This window comes from Caballeronia sp. J97, from assembly GCF_905220305.1.
Lineage (GTDB): Bacteria > Pseudomonadota > Gammaproteobacteria > Burkholderiales > Burkholderiaceae > Caballeronia.
Window position 1 is genome coordinate 118,450 of record NZ_CAJMZL010000016.1, and the last position, 15,308, is coordinate 133,757.

General features: G+C 62.1%; 13 protein-coding genes. 5 read left to right on the forward strand and 8 right to left on the reverse strand.

Annotated features, from left to right (window positions below; all coding sequences use genetic code 11):
- Positions 1–71: 71 nt before the first annotated feature.
- On the forward strand, positions 72–788 hold the full coding sequence (locus tag U4Y90_RS20880; RefSeq protein WP_321797327.1) for a GntR family transcriptional regulator: 717 nt from the start codon (positions 72–74) through the stop codon (positions 786–788).
- Positions 789–810: 22 nt separating this feature from the next.
- Here the strand turns inward: U4Y90_RS20880 and U4Y90_RS20885 are convergent, their stop codons facing one another.
- Positions 811–2,103, reverse strand: coding sequence for an MFS transporter (locus tag U4Y90_RS20885; RefSeq protein WP_321797328.1), 1,293 nt, complete (start codon positions 2,101–2,103; stop codon positions 811–813).
- Positions 2,104–2,588: 485 nt separating this feature from the next.
- Complete coding sequence (locus tag U4Y90_RS20890) at positions 2,589–3,572, reverse strand: glycosyltransferase family 2 protein (protein WP_321797329.1); 984 nt, start codon at positions 3,570–3,572, stop codon at positions 2,589–2,591.
- 477 nt (positions 3,573–4,049) lie between these two features.
- Between U4Y90_RS20890 and fae the strand changes: the two genes are divergently transcribed.
- Entirely contained in the window at positions 4,050–4,583 is a 534-nt protein-coding gene (fae, locus tag U4Y90_RS20895) for a formaldehyde-activating enzyme (protein WP_321797331.1), read from the forward strand.
- A gap of 107 nt (positions 4,584–4,690) precedes the next feature.
- On the opposite strand, the gene U4Y90_RS20900 is transcribed toward fae, so the two are convergent.
- A complete protein-coding gene (locus tag U4Y90_RS20900; protein ID WP_321797332.1) occupies positions 4,691–5,173 on the reverse strand; it encodes a transcriptional regulator in 483 nt (160 codons plus the stop codon).
- Positions 5,170–5,529: a toxin-antitoxin system TumE family protein gene (locus U4Y90_RS20905; protein ID WP_321797333.1), complete on the reverse strand. Its 360-nt coding sequence runs from the start codon at positions 5,527–5,529 to the stop codon at positions 5,170–5,172. Before U4Y90_RS20905 ends, U4Y90_RS20900 begins: the two co-directional genes overlap by 4 nt.
- Positions 5,530–5,995: 466 nt before the next feature.
- Between U4Y90_RS20905 and katG the strand changes: the two genes are divergently transcribed.
- Complete coding sequence (gene katG / locus U4Y90_RS20910) at positions 5,996–8,263, forward strand: catalase/peroxidase HPI (RefSeq protein WP_321797334.1); 2,268 nt, start codon at positions 5,996–5,998, stop codon at positions 8,261–8,263.
- A 72-nt stretch (positions 8,264–8,335) separates the two neighbouring features.
- Here the strand turns inward: katG and U4Y90_RS20915 are convergent, their stop codons facing one another.
- The gene (locus tag U4Y90_RS20915) at positions 8,336–9,091 is read right to left on the reverse strand and encodes a hypothetical protein (protein ID WP_321797336.1); all 756 of its coding nucleotides are present in this window, start codon (positions 9,089–9,091) and stop codon (positions 8,336–8,338) included.
- A 130-nt stretch (positions 9,092–9,221) separates the two neighbouring features.
- On the opposite strand from U4Y90_RS20915, the gene U4Y90_RS20920 reads away from it, so the two are divergent.
- On the forward strand, positions 9,222–10,046 hold the full coding sequence (locus U4Y90_RS20920; protein ID WP_321797337.1) for an isocitrate lyase/phosphoenolpyruvate mutase family protein: 825 nt from the start codon (positions 9,222–9,224) through the stop codon (positions 10,044–10,046).
- Positions 10,047–10,072: 26 nt separating this feature from the next.
- A complete protein-coding gene (locus U4Y90_RS20925) occupies positions 10,073–10,471 on the forward strand; it encodes a RidA family protein (protein ID WP_321797339.1) in 399 nt (132 codons plus the stop codon).
- A 13-nt stretch (positions 10,472–10,484) separates the two neighbouring features.
- On the opposite strand, the gene U4Y90_RS20930 is transcribed toward U4Y90_RS20925, so the two are convergent.
- The 3 genes from U4Y90_RS20930 to U4Y90_RS20940 form a co-directional block, all read right to left on the reverse strand.
- A complete protein-coding gene (locus U4Y90_RS20930; RefSeq protein ID WP_321797341.1) occupies positions 10,485–11,300 on the reverse strand; it encodes a cytochrome c in 816 nt (271 codons plus the stop codon).
- Between the two features lie 216 nt (positions 11,301–11,516).
- Positions 11,517–14,246, reverse strand: coding sequence for a BNR repeat-containing protein (locus U4Y90_RS20935; protein WP_321797343.1), 2,730 nt, complete (start codon positions 14,244–14,246; stop codon positions 11,517–11,519).
- A 134-nt stretch (positions 14,247–14,380) separates the two neighbouring features.
- Positions 14,381–15,307 (reverse strand): LysR family transcriptional regulator, encoded by a 927-nt coding sequence (locus U4Y90_RS20940; RefSeq protein WP_321797345.1) that lies wholly within the window; start codon positions 15,305–15,307, stop codon positions 14,381–14,383.
- Position 15,308: the final 1 nt, after the last annotated feature.

Here is a 15,308-nt window from a genome sequence, read left to right on the forward strand (position 1 = left end):
CCTGTTATCACAGCCTGCCCGCTAGAATCGCCATATCACTGCTAAACGGCAGACATGCTGGACGATTCGCGATGACTCAGCCCCGCTTCAGGCAGATCGAAGAAACCTTGCGGCAGCAGATCGTCGCGAACGAGCTCACGCCGGGCGTCAAGCTGCCGTCGGAAGCCGAACTCGTCGATGTATACGGCGTGAGCCGCATCACGATTCGGCAGGCGTTGGCAGGCTTGCATGCAAGAGGCCTGATCGAAAAAATCAACGGCAAGGGAAGTTTCGTCACGCGCCCGGCGGCGCATTCGATTGCTGGGCAAGCGATGGGTTTCGTCGCGGCGGCGCGCAAACCCGGACGGGTCGCGCACGGCGAATTGCTGTCGGTTCGCGCGATCAAGGCGCCCGCATTCGCGGCGCGGGCGCTCGGCATCGATGAAGGGGAGAGGCTCTGGTGCGCGACGACCCTGCGCAAGTGGGACGCGGTGCCCGTGGCCGTGTTCACGATGATGGGCGCGGAGCCGCTGGTTCGCGCGCTCGTCGCTGAAGATCTGAGATCGAACGACGCGGTGAGCATTCTCGAGGAGCGCATGGGCATGCGGCTCAGGCATGTGCAGACTGACAGCGCGGCGATTGCCGCGACGCAGGAGCACGCGCGGCGTCTGAAGGTAGAACCGGGGTCGCCGCTGCTTCGGGTTCGCAGCACGCCCTTCGATATACAAGGGAATGCGCTGTGTTGCACGGAAACGCTGTTTCGCGGCGACCGCGCTTCCTGGAAAGCGACGGTCGTGCGTCAGCTATGACTTCGGGTTGTCTGGAACGGACTCAGGCGGCGCTCGGCGCGATCGATTCGTTCGAATCGTGTCGCGAGCGCCCGGGACGCAGCCAGACCAGGGCGACGACCGCTGCGAGGATCAGCATGGCGGCGATCGTCGCGAATCCGAGCTCGTAAGCGTGCGGGTTCGTAGCGCCGCTCATCTGCACGATGCGGCCGATCAGCATCGGTGAGATGGCCGCGCCCATGCTGGCCAGCGCCGTATGGATGCCGATGAGCCCGCCGCGTTGGGTATCCGGCACGACTTCCGACAGCAACGCGGGCGCGAGCACGAAGCATACGGTAGGCAGTGCGTTGGCGAGCGCGAATATCAGGATCTTCTGCACGGGCGTGAAGCCGGGCAGCAGCAGAAGGAAGAAGATACACGCGCCGCCGATGAACGCCGCGCACAGCAGGTTCACGCGCGCGCCGCGCGATGTCAGGCCCCGGGCGAGCATGCGCTGCGACAGAAAGCTCAGGCCGAGACTGAACGGCGCGGCAATGGCGATCACGATCGCGAACCAGCGGCCCGACTCGATGCCCGAGAAGCCGAGCGCTTTTTCCAGATAGGTCGGCAGCCAGCTCATGGCGGCGCCGAGCATCCAGTAGGCGGCGAAGCCGAGAAAGAACACGCACAGTACGTTCGGGTTGCTGAGCAGCTTGCGGTATGGCACGTGTCGCCTCGGTGCGTCGGGGCCGGCGTGCGCACGCGGACGATCGGTGAGCGTCCCTTCTCGGCCAAAGCACAGCCACAGCAGGCTCCACGCCACGCCGACGATACCGAGCGCGATGAAGTTCATGCGCCATCCCCAGTGATGCGTGATCATCGGGATGATCAGGCCCGCGAGCAACAGGCCCACGACCGCACCCTGATTCACGCACGCAACGGGCATGTTGCGCTTCTCGTTAGGAAACCATTTGTAGAGCGCGTGGACGTAGACCGGATAGAACGGCCCTTCCGCCGCGCCGAGCGCGACGCGGCTGACGAGAAACGCCGCCATGCTGCTCATCAAGGCTTGCGGAATCTGGATGAAGGCCCACGCGATGCCCATCGCGAGCAGTAGCCAGCGCGTCTGGACCCGGTTCGCCAGGAACCCGACGAGCACGGTCGATACGGCGAACAGCCAGAAAAAGCTTCCCGCCAGGATGCCGAACTGTCCGGGCGTGAGGTTCAGATCGCGCATCAGCGGCACGGCCACCATGCCGAGCACGATCTTGTCGAGGAAGTTGATGAGGGCGAGTGCCGTCAGCATCAGTGTCGTCATCCACGCCGCGCGTGGACGATAGGCATCGAGTGCGTTCATGTTTCGATTGGACTCAGGTGGTGGCGCCAGTGCCAGCGCGCCGTCGGGGCGGGAAAATGGGCCGCACGCTTGCGGCTTGCTGCCACGTTACGGGCGGAATATGGAACACACCCCCACCCGAAACAGGGAGGACAGGGAAAACGCCCGCTTCGTGCACGGCGGCGCCCGCGACGAGGCCGTCTCTTATCGCGGTGGGCAATTGTGTCGGTAGGGCGTGCGTTGGGCGAAAGGGCGGGACGTCGGCGCGTGGGGATGCGCCGATCCATCAGTCCGGATCGCTACGAGGGTGGGATGGCTTCCTCAGGACGAGCGTTTGACGCGGCGCGGCATCGGGCGGTGCCGCAAGCGCGCTCATCGGGAAAGCGTGCAGCGAGGGGGCCGCGATGCGCGGCGGCATGGCAGAGAAACTCCGTTTCCGCAGAAGGACTGCGGAAACGGCGAGGCGGATTAATGGATGGATCTTATGCGACTAGTGCGGTGCGGAATTATCCCCTTCCGAATCGGCGGACGAAACAATAGAAAATCCACGGATGGATCTTGAGCATCGCCATGACGATGGACAGCTTCGGCCGATGATCCGAATACATGCCGAGCAAATGCGCGACGCGAAGCTTTTCTGACACACTGCACAAAATCGGTTTGGCGAGCCGATAGGTCGGTGCCTTGATCGCGGCTTGAAACGCGATCGTGCGGTACGCATAGATGTACTTCAGTCGGAACAGCAGCCGGCGATAATTCGGTATCGGCATCGATGCTGTGAGTCTCTCCACCCGATCGATGATGGCGTAGAGATCGACGATATTCGGATTGAAGCGTGTCGATATTCCCGTTTCCCGGTACATGTACGAATAAAGGGTATCGGGAATGAGCCGCACGATCTTCGACTTGCCGAGCGTCTGAACCGACACGCAGATATCTTCGTAAATCAGGCCGGTCGGATGTTCGACGTCGAGGAAGATCGAGCGGCGCACTAACTTGTTACAGCAATACGCCTGCAGCGACAGGTCGAGGATTTTCTCGACGGCCTGCACGCCGCTGATGACCGTGTCGCCGGTCTCGACGCGGTAATTGACCTTGCCGTCGGGCGTGATGTTCTCGGCAGCGAAAATCACGACATCCGCATTATGCGCGTCGGCTTCCTCGATTACCCTGCGAATCGTGTCGGGGTGAATGTGATCGTCGCTGTCCACGCACAACACATATTCGCCGCGGGCGGCCATTGCGGCGATCTTGCGAGTTTCGGCGAGTCCTTTGTTCTCGAGATTCTTAATAAGTTTCCACGGAATTCTGTTTTGTTTTTCCAGAATGCGGGAAGTCATTTCACCGGAGCGGTCAGGACTGCTGTCGTCGACGGCGATGATTTCAAAGTCGGTGGAGGTTTGTGACAATAGTGAGTCGAGGCACTCTTCGATGTACGGCTCAACCTTGTACACAGGCAGCAGGACACTGATTTTGGGCGGTGCTTGCATGTATGTGAATCCCAGCTTCGGGATTTTTTTCAGTAGAACGATTAGAGCCAAAGGATTCTACTTGCTAAAGCTGATATATGCATCAGGGTCATTGACTATTGCCATCGTAGATAGAGGGTTATTCAGCAGTTTTTGCCTGTCGGTTACAACTTGTCGTGAACTTAATACTTAAGTTCTCCTCCAATCCACCCGCTCGGCGTTGAACCGATGGCAGTCCGCCACTGTCCGGTTTGGTCGCGTCATCCTGATTCATTCGGATAACGAAGAAGATATGCGGCGAGGTCCGCGTGTTGGCGCTGCCCGGTGGATTTCGCGCGTAGAGTTGGATCGTCTACGGCTCGAACAATGTGTCACACGCCGAGAGCAGACTGTTGCCGTGGAAGTGACGAAGGGGCCGCGCCAGCGGGCTGGCACTATCCTTGCGTGACGCTGCCGATTTCGATCCACGAACCTCGTTCAGCGTCAAGGAGAGTGCACATGAGTCAGGATCTGACGTTCCGCGCAGGCGAAGCCACCGTATTGGCGGCACCCGGGCAAGCCACGGACGCGATGCCCGAAATTCTCATCGGCCGGGTCGATGGACCGGTCGGCCACGCGTTCGCCAGCATGATGGCGCAGTCGAAAGGGCACACCGCGATGTTTGCGATTCGCGCGTGCAATCAGATGGTAAGGCCCGCGACGATGATCGTTCCGAAGGTGACGCTGAAGGACATGGCGAACATCGATCTGTTCGGTGGCGTGGTGCAGTCCGCGACGGCCGACGCCGTGGTCGATTGCCTGGTCGAAGGCATCCTGCCGAAGGATCAGGCCAACGACTTGTGCATCATCAGCCTCGTGTGGATCGATCCGCGCTGCGCGACAGACGCGAATCTCGACAAGAAGGACATGTATCGCACGAACTACGAGGCCACGAAACTCGCCATCCAGCGCGCGATGAGCAACGAGCCGAGCGTGGAGGAACTCATCGCGAATCGGCACAAGATCAAGCACGACATGGACGACTGGAGCTGATCCGTTATTCGAAGTACCGCGGCCATGCCGAGGATTCTTCCCGAACGATTGCGCGACATGCCGGCGCGCGGGCCGGATTCAGGCCGCAGAAGTCGGCTTCCTGTGGATCAGCGACTTTCGGCCGGACGAGGCTCGCGCTTTCGTGGCGCCGCGCGTCGGCGCGGGCTGCGTGGCGATGGTGCGCAATCTTCATCGGTTGCGGTTTCGCCGATGCTGCGTCGCGCGGCCGCGGGCGGGGCGAGATCCGCTGCCTTCAACGTGAAATTGACGTGCACCGTGTCGTACGGGAAGACGATTGCGCCGTGTTCGTCGTGCTCCAGCAGGCCGGCTTCGAGCAGCGCCGTCACATCGCGATGCACACCCTTGACGTCGCGTTCGAGCCGCCGCGACAGCTCGCGGATCGACATGGGGCCGGCGCCGGTCATCGCACGGATGATTTGCCAGCGCGGGGTCGTGAAGGTGCGAAAGAGCAGCTCGGGAGTGGCGTAGGAGAACAGATGGCCCTGGAATTTGCCGCTTTTCACGGCCTTCATGACTCGTTCGCCGACTTCTTCCAGCGAAGCGATGCCAATCGTAACGGTCTTCATCATCTCAACCTCCATCTGTTCCAGCGATTCACATCGGTTAGGAAATCTGAATAAATCCGCTCGACCGACGAGAATTCGTAAGGCGTCTCGCCATCGACGAAGTGACGATGGTCGCCTTTCCCTTGCTCGTTGTCATAGCGCAGAACGCACACTTTCGATACCACGTATGCGAGTCTGTACTTGTAGGAATGAGTACAGCCCGGAACGGGTTGCGGTACCTGCCATATGGTGACTTCGACGAACGCATTCGACGAGTACGCCTCGCGTATCTGCGCAATCAGATTAGCCTTCGTGTTGGACATTTTGACAACGCCATAGTGTGTTGTCAAATACTCCAACACCTTCGGCGTCCCCGCCATTTGCCGGACGGACGACTTGACTTAGGTGCCGTTTCATTGTCGGCGGGAGCGGGCCGGGACGTACGTGCACTTCGCCTGTCAATGTCATGAGACGCTGCTAGACTGAATGACCCTGTTTCTCGCGCGATCTCGCGCGTGGAGTTGCGATTTCGTTACGAACGGAAGTCAGGCGCCTCGAACTTCACATACGCCGATCAGGTCGATGGCGCGATCGTGCGCTGCAACATGCACATCGCTGTCTTATAGCCGTCGCCTATCAGCGGGATTGCAAAAATCGCATTCTATTGGGCGTCGCTCTCACGTATTTTTTAAGTTGTACAAGGCTGCCGGACGACCGCGATCGTCCGATGCACGCTGCGAAATCCCTGATCGGACCAGGTCCGTGCCGCATGGCAAGCACGAATCTGACGCCATGGTAGTGGGTAGCACAAGAACGAGTGGATACGTCCTCGCAAGGAGATAACGCATGTCAAACGAATCGAAGTGCCCGTTTACGCATGCTGCCGGCACCGGTACGACGAACCGGGACTGGTGGCCGCGGCAATTACGGGTGGATCTGCTGAATCAGCATTCCGGCAAGTCGAATCCGCTCGGCACGAGCTTCGACTACGCCGAAGCATTCAAGAGTCTCGATCTCGCCGCGGTCAAGAAAGACCTCGCAGCGGTCATGACCGATTCGCAGGACTGGTGGCCCGCGGATTTCGGTCACTACGGTCCGCTTTTCATCCGCATGGCATGGCACAGCGCGGGCACGTACCGCATCGGCGACGGTCGGGGAGGCGGCGGCCGCGGTCAGCAACGTTTCGCGCCGCTCAATAGCTGGCCTGACAACGTCAGCCTGGACAAGGCTCGCCGTCTGCTATGGCCCGTCAAGCAGAAGTACGGCCAGAAGCTCTCCTGGGCCGATCTGATGATTCTCGCCGGCAACGTCGCGCTGGAAACGATGGGCTTCAAGACCTTCGGTTTCGCGGGCGGCCGCGAAGACACGTGGGAGCCGGATCAGGACGTCTACTGGGGCAATGAAAAGACCTGGCTCGGCGGCGATGTGCGCTACGGCAAGGGCGCGGCCGGCAACGACCAGGACCAGGGCGTGATCACTGCCGACGAGCAGAAACACGGCGAGGAAGTCAGCCGCACCGACGACGGCCGCAATCTGGAGAACCCGCTGGGCGCGGTGCAGATGGGGCTCATCTACGTCAATCCGGAAGGCCCGGAGGGCAATCCCGATCCGCTCGCGGCGGCGCACGACATCCGCGAAACCTTCGCGCGCATGGCGATGAACGACGAGGAAACCGTCGCGCTGATCGCGGGCGGTCACACTTTCGGCAAGACGCACGGCGCGGGGCCGGCCGACAACGTCGGCCCCGAGCCCGAATCGGCCGATCTGGAGAACATGGGCCTCGGCTGGAAGAGCAGTTACGGCAGCGGCAAGGGCGCGGATGCGATCACGAGCGGCCTCGAAGTGACCTGGTCCGCGACGCCGACGAAGTGGGGTCAGGGGTTCTGGGAGAATCTGTTCGGGTACGAATGGGAATTGACCAAGAGCCCGGCGGGCGCGAATCAGTGGGTCGCGAAGGATTCGACCGAAACCATTCCGCACGCGCACGATGCGTCGAAGAAAATCAAGCCGACGATGCTGACGACCGACTTGTCGCTCCGTTTCGATCCGGAATACGCGAAGATTTCGAAGCGTTTCTGGGAGAACCCCGACCAGTTCGCCGACGCCTTCGCTCGCGCGTGGTTCAAGCTGACGCACCGCGACATGGGCCCGAAGGCCCGTTATCTCGGGCCGGAAGTGCCGCAGGAAGACCTGCTCTGGCAAGACCCGATTCCGGCGGTCGATCATCCGCTCGTCGGCGATCAGGACGTCGCCGCGCTCAAGCAGAAAGTGCTGGCGTCGGGGCTGTCGATTGCCGATCTGGTCTCGGCGGCGTGGGCATCGGCGTCGACGTTCCGGGGCTCCGACAAACGCGGCGGCGCGAACGGCGCGCGCATCCGTCTCGCTCCGCAGAAGGACTGGGCGGCGAACCAGCCCGAGCAACTCGGCAAGGTGCTGTCGGCGCTCGAAGGCATCCAGAAAGAGTTCAACGGCGCGCAGTCGGGCGGCAAGAAGATTTCGATGGCCGACCTGATCGTGCTGGCGGGCGGCGCGGCGATCGAGAAGGCGGCGGAGAAAGCCGGTCAGAAGGTCACGGTGCCGTTCACGCCGGGCCGCATGGACGCCACGCAGGACAAGACGGACGTGCTCTCGGTCTCGGCGCTCGAACCGGTCGCCGACGGCTTCCGGAACTTCGTCAAGGACAACGTGCGCGTGCCCGTCGAAGCGCTGCTGATCGACAAGGCGCAGTTGCTGACGCTGACCGCGCCGGAGATGACCGCGCTCATCGGCGGTTTGCGCGCGCTGAACGTGTCCGCCGGAAGCAGCGCGCACGGCGTCTTCACCGACAAGCCCGAAACGCTGACGAACGACTTCTTCGTCAATCTGCTCGACATGAACACCGAATGGCAGGCGCTGTCGTCACGCCGCGACGTGTTCGAGGGGCGCGATCGCAAGACGGGTCAGCGCAAGTGGACCGGCAGCCGTGTCGATCTGATCTTCGGCTCGCATTCGGTGCTGCGCGCGTTCGCCGAAGTCTATGCGAGCAGCGATGCGAAAGAGAAGTTCGTCAACGATTTCGTCGCGGCCTGGGCGAAGGTGATGAACCTCGACCGCTTCGATCTGAAAACGAAGTAAGCGATTGCGCTCGTTGAAATCGCAAGCAACGCGGCGGACCTTCGGGACCGCCGTTTTTCTTTGCGACGCAGCTCAGTGCCCGACGCGCGCGGGCCGCTGCCTGAACACGAATCCGCACACGATGATGAACGTCACGAGCGCAATCGACGCGCCGTAGCGGCTCAACGCGAGTCCGCCATTCGAGATCGGTTTGTCGAGAAAATCGCCGACCACGGCGCCGAGCGGCCGCGTCAGAATGAATGCGCCCCAGAACAGCGCGGTGCGCGACACGCTCGTGAAGTAATACGCGAGCACGATCAGCAACAGCAGCCCGCCGAAGATCATCGCCGCGCCCGTGTAGCCGAAGCCCGCGCTGTCGGCGGTCCAGTCGCCGAGCGCGGTGCCGAGCGTCTGCGAGAACATGATCGTCACCCAATAGAACGCCTCCGCTTTCGGCGATGCGATCGTCGACACCGACACCGATCCCATCGTGCGATGCCACACCGCAAGCGACGCGAGCAGCAGCGCGAGCAGGATCGCGCTGCCGCCCGCATAGCCGATGCCGAGCGAACGGTCGGCAAAGTCGGCGAGCGTGGTGCCGACGGTCGTCGTCGCGATGATCGTGATCCAGTAGAGCGCGGGCTGGAACCGGTCCGCCTTGATCTGTGCGATCACCGCCACCACGAACACCATCGCGAAGATGACCGTGCTGACCAGATAGCCGAGATTCATCGACATCGAGAGTGCGTCGCCGCCGGTTTCGCCGAGCGTCGTCGCCGCGATCTTGATGATCCAGAACGCCAGGGTCAGTTCCGGGACCTTGGCGAGCGCGTTTTTTGCGTGGTCCATAACGTCTCTCACGGGAAAATGAGGCTCAAGCATAGTGAGCAAGTGCTTAAGAGAGACTTAGTGACCAGCAGGCTTTTATCCGATCGCGTATCGTCTGTGTTCCGACTCGAATGTCGACAGGAGACATCTCATGCCCCGCACGGTCGCCGAGAAACGCGCCGCTTTTCGCGCGCTGCACGCATCCGGTTGCTTCATGTTGCCGAATCCCTGGGACCTCGGTTCCGCGCGCTATCTCGCGACGCTCGGCTTCGAGGCGCTCGCGACGACGAGTTCGGGCCTCGCGTGGTCGAAAGGCCACGCGGACAATCACGTGACGCGCGACGCGGTGCTCGCGCATCTGCGCGAGATCGTCGAGGCGACCGACCTGCCCGTGAACGCCGACTTCGAAAGCGGCTTCGGCGCGACGCCGGACGAAGTCGCGCAGAGCGTGAAGCTCGCGGTGCAAGCGGGCGTCGCGGGCCTGTCGATCGAGGATTCGACGGGCGATGCATCGGCGCCCTTGTTTCCCGTCGATGTCGCCGTGGCGCGCATGAAGGCGGCGCGGCGCGCGATCGACGAGAGCGGCGGCGATACCTTGCTAGTCGGCCGGGCGGAGAACTTCTTCGCCGGCAAGCCCGATATCGACGATGCGATCGCGCGTCTCAAAGCGTATTCCGAGGCCGGTGCCGATTGCCTCTATGCGCCGGGCATCAAGACGCGGGAGCAGATCGAAGCCGTGGTGAAGGCGGTGGCGCCGAAGCCGGTGAATCTGCTGATCGGCGGCGTGTCGGAATTCACCTTGAGCGATGTCGCGGCGCTCGGCGTGCGGCGCGTGAGTGTCGGCGGCGGGCTCGCGCGCGCTGCGTGGGGCGGCTTCATGCGCGCGGCGCAAGGACTCGTCGACGGGCGCTTCGACGGGTTCCGGGACGCGGCGGCCGGCAATGACCTCAATGGCATTTTCGACGGGCGCGCGTAGCTCCCGCCGCACAGGAGACAATCGACATGGCTCGCGAAATCATCCGCGTCGAACCGCTTTCGACCTGGCTCGAACGCTTCAAGGCGCCGACGTCCGCCGTCACGCGCCACGGCGACACGGTCTATGTGTCGGGCTTTCCGCCGTTCGATCCAGCGACGGGAGAAGTCGTTGCGAATGCCACGATCGAACGGCAGACGGAACTCGTGCTTCAGCAATTGAAGTGGTGCGTCGAAGCGGCGGGATCGTCGCTGGATCAGGTGCTCAAGTGCAATGTCTACTGCACGTCCGTCGATGCGTTTCCTGCCGTCAACGCGGTCTACGCGCGTTTCTTCGGGCCGAATCCGCCGGCACGCATCTTCGTCAACGTGCCGGCGTGGCCGGGAGGATTCGATATCGAGATCGATTGCGTGGCGGCGCTTGCCTGAGCGTCCCGCGCGCCTACTTCTTGCGCTTCGCCATGTAGCCGAGATAGGCGACGAGCGCATCGAGATCGCTGTCGCTGATGGCGTTCCGGTTGAAGCCGGGCATCCTCATGTCGGCCCATGCGCGGATCGACTTCGGATCGCGGATGAACGACTTCAGCACCCACGGCTGGAAATATTCGGTCGGGTTGTGCGGGAGGTTCAGATCCGGGCCCACCGAGGCATCGCCCGCGCCGTTCAGCTTGTGGCACACGATGCATTGCGTCGCGAACACGGCTTGACCGCGACGAATCGGCGAGCCGGCAGGCACGCTCTTGTCGACGGCGAGCTGTGGAAACCGCGCGGCGAGCGTCGGCGCGATGCGGATCGCGTCGACCTTGAAGGGCCATTGCTCGCTCGTGACGCCCGATGCGGCCGGATCGATCCACACGACGTAGAACGGACCGATATCGCCGCTGCCCGGCGCTTGCGGCCAGGGGTCGTCCGGCGACTCGATCGCGAGCCACGGTTCGGCGCGCTTTTTTGCATCGCCGAAAAGCAGCTTCGCGGCAAAATGCGTGACGAAGCCATCGGTCGCAGTGACCTGAAGCTCCTTGCCGGCGGGCAGCTCCGTGATGCCGAGCAGCGCGCGCAAGGGCACCGCGCGATACGTCATCGTGCGATGAAACGTGACGTCGTTCGGCACGCGGATGGTCACGGCATCGGGACGCGCGAGCAACTGCTCGGTCGTGAGCGAGCGCTCGCCGCCGACATTGATCGCGAGCGTCGCGGCCATCGATGACGCGCAAGCCAGCATCAGGCCCGCAAGCGCGAGCACGCGGTTCGCCTTCATCGCGCCTCACTTTTCTGGTGTCCGGTCGAGCGGCGATGATTGCACATCGCGGGTTCGAATTCCAGCGCGGATGATATCTCGCCAGACCCCGAGTCGGCGGCGATGCTGCGCGATGAGCCTCAGGTTCGACTGCGCGCGAAAGGCAGCACCGCTTCCGGAGGCATGCTCAGGAAGCGGTGCTCATACACCCGGTCATGACACCAGGTATCGGTTCGGCTACTTGACGCGCAGCACCTTCATGGAGGTGTCTGCATTGACGGGCAGCGATTCCGTTTCGCCCACGGCGAAGTTGAGAAGCACGTACTCCTCGTCACGGTTTGCGCCGAACATAGCCGTGGATGAATCCTTCGTGATGACGGCAGTCCGCATTCCGGTCGGAATTGCTTTTAGCTTGGAGTATGTGCGCCAGTCGGTTTCACCGATGACCTCGAGGGTCTCGGATGAGAGGACGAAAGTGCCGGCCTGCTCTCCGTAAATATACGGAAGCACAAGGACTTTGTCGCCGCTGCTCGTCTTCTGAGCTGCCGTGCCGCCGATGTTGAATGGCGTGGGAAGCGTGGCGGCGGAACTGGGCGGTGCCCAACGCCCCAGGTAATTCGTCAACTGAGTGCGTTGCCAACTGCCGCAGGTATTGCGCCACCGCGCGGTGTAGAACTGGCTGCTGCCGGGCCCATTGAGGTAGGCGTTATCAGGCGTCCCGGTTCCGGGCAAGGGATCGTCGAACTTCACATAGCCGATAACGGGCTGGCCGTCGTGGTCGAAGCCGAGGGAAACGAGCCCATTGAGGGCTCCGCCGCGCTCGGGCACGTCGTCGACGATGGCGGCCACGTCGTCATAGGTGATCGGGTCGTATTCTCCGTTCGCAATGATCTCACCCGAGGCCGAGCGCCACGTGCGAAGGTTGGCGCTGTACGCGTAGCAGATTCGGGAATTGGTGTCGGGCAATTCCGTCGAACGCCAGATCCACGCGAGATGGTAGTTCCCGTCGGGTCCGAGAACGGGGGCGCGAGTGGCCGGGTAGGCACTGTAGTCGGTACCGCTCTTGCTCGTGCGGGCGAACAGGAAGCCCGAGAGATAACGCGACCATTTACCGTCGACATATTGGTTGATGATCCAGTCGCCGTTGCCGCTGCCGCCCGTCCGGTATATGAACAGCAGGCGGTCCTTACCGTCGATCTGAATCCTCATGAATTCAGGGTAAGTGGTGCTGGTCTCGACGTCTTTGGACACCATGAGGTCCTGAAGGGTCAGTGTCGAAAGATTGCCGGGCGTCGTGGTTTTGTAGTACACCAAGGGCGACGCCCAGATGTTCGCCACGAGGTGAACGTGGCCGTCAGCGCTTTCTCGGATGGCAATCCGATAATGACCGTCCACCGAGGGAAGACGTGTGGCCAGGATGACGGGCGTCTCGAACGGCGCCCAATTGTTATCGCTCTTCGACCACGAACGTTTCGTGACGCCCACGGCTCCATTGCCGACGTTGTAGTAGCCGACGTACTGCCGGACCGGATTGCCGCTCTCGTCCGTGAGGGTGAAAAGGCACTGCTGAGGATCGCCCTTGCAGTTGTTCGACGCACCATCGATCCGCGCCTCGTCGAGCAATACCGGCGTACTGACCTTGTACGGCGAGCTCCAGTAGGTTGCGTTCGGTGTCCATGCGGCGGTCCATGTCGACGGCGTGCCGCTTTGTACTATGACCGGCGGTGTTCCCGGTCTCACCGTGGTATCCGATGCCGCGACCTGTGTGAATGCATTGCGCGTGCTGCTGGAGTAGAGGCCGAACCGCGCGCCGTTCGGCGCCGGGAGACCGCTGAGTTGCTGATCGAGCACGAGCGCACCGTTTTGAATCACCGACACTCGCATCGATGTCGTGGATTGGAACTGCACGCTCAGCCGGTAAGTTTCACCGGAGGCCAGCGCCGGGCCGGTGCCGCTGCGCAGGATCTCGGGCTCGGCGAGCGTCTGGACCCGGTGGATGACTCGCCACTGCCCGTTTTTGATCTGAAACGCGAAGTAGTTGTCGGGGTGCGTGTTGTCGTGCGGATGACTTGCAGTCCGAAGGTTGTTCCTGCCACCGAACACGAGGCCGGTCCAGGAATCCGTGTCGTCCAGTTTCACGTCCGCACTCAGCACACTCGACATGCCGGAGGTCGCCGGATCGACGAGCAGGGATTGCAAGTGCAGCAGGATCGAGTCCTTGGCGGCGCCGGTGAGACCCGCGGACCGCGCGCTTCCGTTCGCCACGATCCAGTCGTCGAGATCTTCCTGCCACGTACCGGCGAGTTGTTGCGCCTCCAGCGTTCCCGGCGTGCCGCTACGCTGAAAACGGTCGAACACGCCGGGGTTCGACGTCGCCTCGAACTTGCCGAACGACGTATATCCGCCCATGTAGCTGTAGACGCCCACGCGTGCATCGTTCGCCCATTCGATCGGCCTGGTTGACGAGATAGTGTCCTGTCCGATGGTCTTCCCGTTTTGATCGATGCGATACTGCAGCACGCGATTCACATCGGCCAACAAGGTCACTTGCACCGGGTCCGATGCTTGCAAACCGGTCAGTGGCCCATTGGCGATCACATTGCCATCGGAGTCGTCCTTCGTCGCCGTATCCACGACCAGCAACTGCCACCAAGGGATACTGCTGCCGCCCCGGCGAACGCGCAGGGTAAGAAACTCATTGCCGTTGCGGGCACGGTTCGGCCGGAAATTCACCACGACGCCGTCCCACGACTGCGTTTTGATATCGGACAATGTCAGTTCCGCGGAGATCGAGAAGGGCCCCGACCAACACGGGGTCTTATGGATCAATTGCGCCCGGAAGTTCGCGGCGGCCTTGACCTTCCCTGTCGTGTCGATTGACCAGGAACCAACCACGGCCTCGAAATTCGTAACATTGCTTCCCGTACCGGCAAAGCCGCTCAATACCAGATCGTTCTTCGAAGTCATTTACGCCTCCTTTGCGATTAACCTCGATTCGAGTGTATTCAGCGAGTGCGCGCAGGAGGATACGTTTCTTCCTAATAGTGTGTTCTGATAAATTATTTCGTTTTGCAGATTAAAGTAGACACAATATGTCTCTATCACGCGATATGCGCCGCATCGCTTTCCAGAACTTGCGGCACGAACTCCTTGATGAACTCGACGAACGTCTTGACCTTCGCGTTGAGATACTGCCGCGACGGATACAGCGCGTGTAGCGCCAGCGCCTGAAGCCTGTATTCCGGCAGCACGCGCACGAGCGTCCCGTCGCGCAGCAGGCGGCTCGCGGTCGACATCGGCAGTGCGCCGATGCCCATGCCTTCGCGTAGCGCGACCGCCAGCGCGCCGGCGACGTTCACGCCGAAGTTCGCCTTGGCAAGCGCGAAGGTCTCCGTGCCGTTCGGACCTTCGAAGGTCCAGACATCGCGCGGAAAGATCGTGGAAACGAGCTGATAGCATCGATGAAGCGACAACTCCGCGAGCGTGCGCGGCTCGCCCTGTTCGCGCAGATAATCGGGCGACGCGCACAGAACGCTATGCACCGTGCCGAGCCTTTGCGCAACGAGACTCGAATCCGGCAACGCGGCGATGCTCGCCTGCACGGTGAGATCGTAGCCTTCGTCGATGATATCGGGCGTGTACTGCGAGAGCGTCAGATCGATCGACACCGCCGGATGACGCGCCTGATAGCGCACGATGGCGGGCACCACGTACGACTGCCCGAGGCTCGTCGACGCATGAATGCGCAAGTGCCCGGACGGACGCAACTGCGCATCGGCGGCTTCGGCTTCGGCCGCGTCGACACACGCGAGAATCTGCTCGCAGCGCTGCAAATAGCGCCTGCCCGCTTCGGTGAGCGTGACGCGCCGCGTGCTGCGATGCAGGAGCCGCGCATGCAGATGCGCCTCCAGCGCGGCGATGGTGCGCGAGGTCGCGGCAGTCGATGTATTCATGCGTTGCGCGGCGGCCGTGAAGCTGCCTTCTTCGGCCACGCGGGCGAACATCCGCATGCTGCTGAGTGTGTCCACG

What these genes read in the sequence shown, in the direction of transcription:
- U4Y90_RS20900 (WP_321797332.1), bottom strand. Translation starts at nt 5,173, where the DNA reads ATGATGAAGACCGTTACGATTGGCATCGCTTCGCTGGAAGAAGTCGGC.
- fae (WP_321797331.1), top strand. Translation starts at nt 4,050, where the DNA reads ATGAGTCAGGATCTGACGTTCCGCGCAGGCGAAGCCACCGTATTGGCG.
- U4Y90_RS20925 (WP_321797339.1), top strand. Translation starts at nt 10,073, where the DNA reads ATGGCTCGCGAAATCATCCGCGTCGAACCGCTTTCGACCTGGCTCGAA.
- U4Y90_RS20915 (WP_321797336.1), bottom strand. Translation starts at nt 9,091, where the DNA reads ATGGACCACGCAAAAAACGCGCTCGCCAAGGTCCCGGAACTGACCCTG.
- U4Y90_RS20905 (WP_321797333.1), bottom strand. Translation starts at nt 5,529, where the DNA reads ATGGCGGGGACGCCGAAGGTGTTGGAGTATTTGACAACACACTATGGC.
- U4Y90_RS20880 (WP_321797327.1), top strand. Translation starts at nt 72, where the DNA reads ATGACTCAGCCCCGCTTCAGGCAGATCGAAGAAACCTTGCGGCAGCAG.
- U4Y90_RS20920 (WP_321797337.1), top strand. Translation starts at nt 9,222, where the DNA reads ATGCCCCGCACGGTCGCCGAGAAACGCGCCGCTTTTCGCGCGCTGCAC.
- U4Y90_RS20885 (WP_321797328.1), bottom strand. Translation starts at nt 2,103, where the DNA reads ATGAACGCACTCGATGCCTATCGTCCACGCGCGGCGTGGATGACGACA.
- U4Y90_RS20890 (WP_321797329.1), bottom strand. Translation starts at nt 3,572, where the DNA reads ATGCAAGCACCGCCCAAAATCAGTGTCCTGCTGCCTGTGTACAAGGTT.
- U4Y90_RS20935 (WP_321797343.1), bottom strand. Translation starts at nt 14,246, where the DNA reads ATGACTTCGAAGAACGATCTGGTATTGAGCGGCTTTGCCGGTACGGGA.
- katG (WP_321797334.1), top strand. Translation starts at nt 5,996, where the DNA reads ATGTCAAACGAATCGAAGTGCCCGTTTACGCATGCTGCCGGCACCGGT.
- U4Y90_RS20930 (WP_321797341.1), bottom strand. Translation starts at nt 11,300, where the DNA reads ATGAAGGCGAACCGCGTGCTCGCGCTTGCGGGCCTGATGCTGGCTTGC.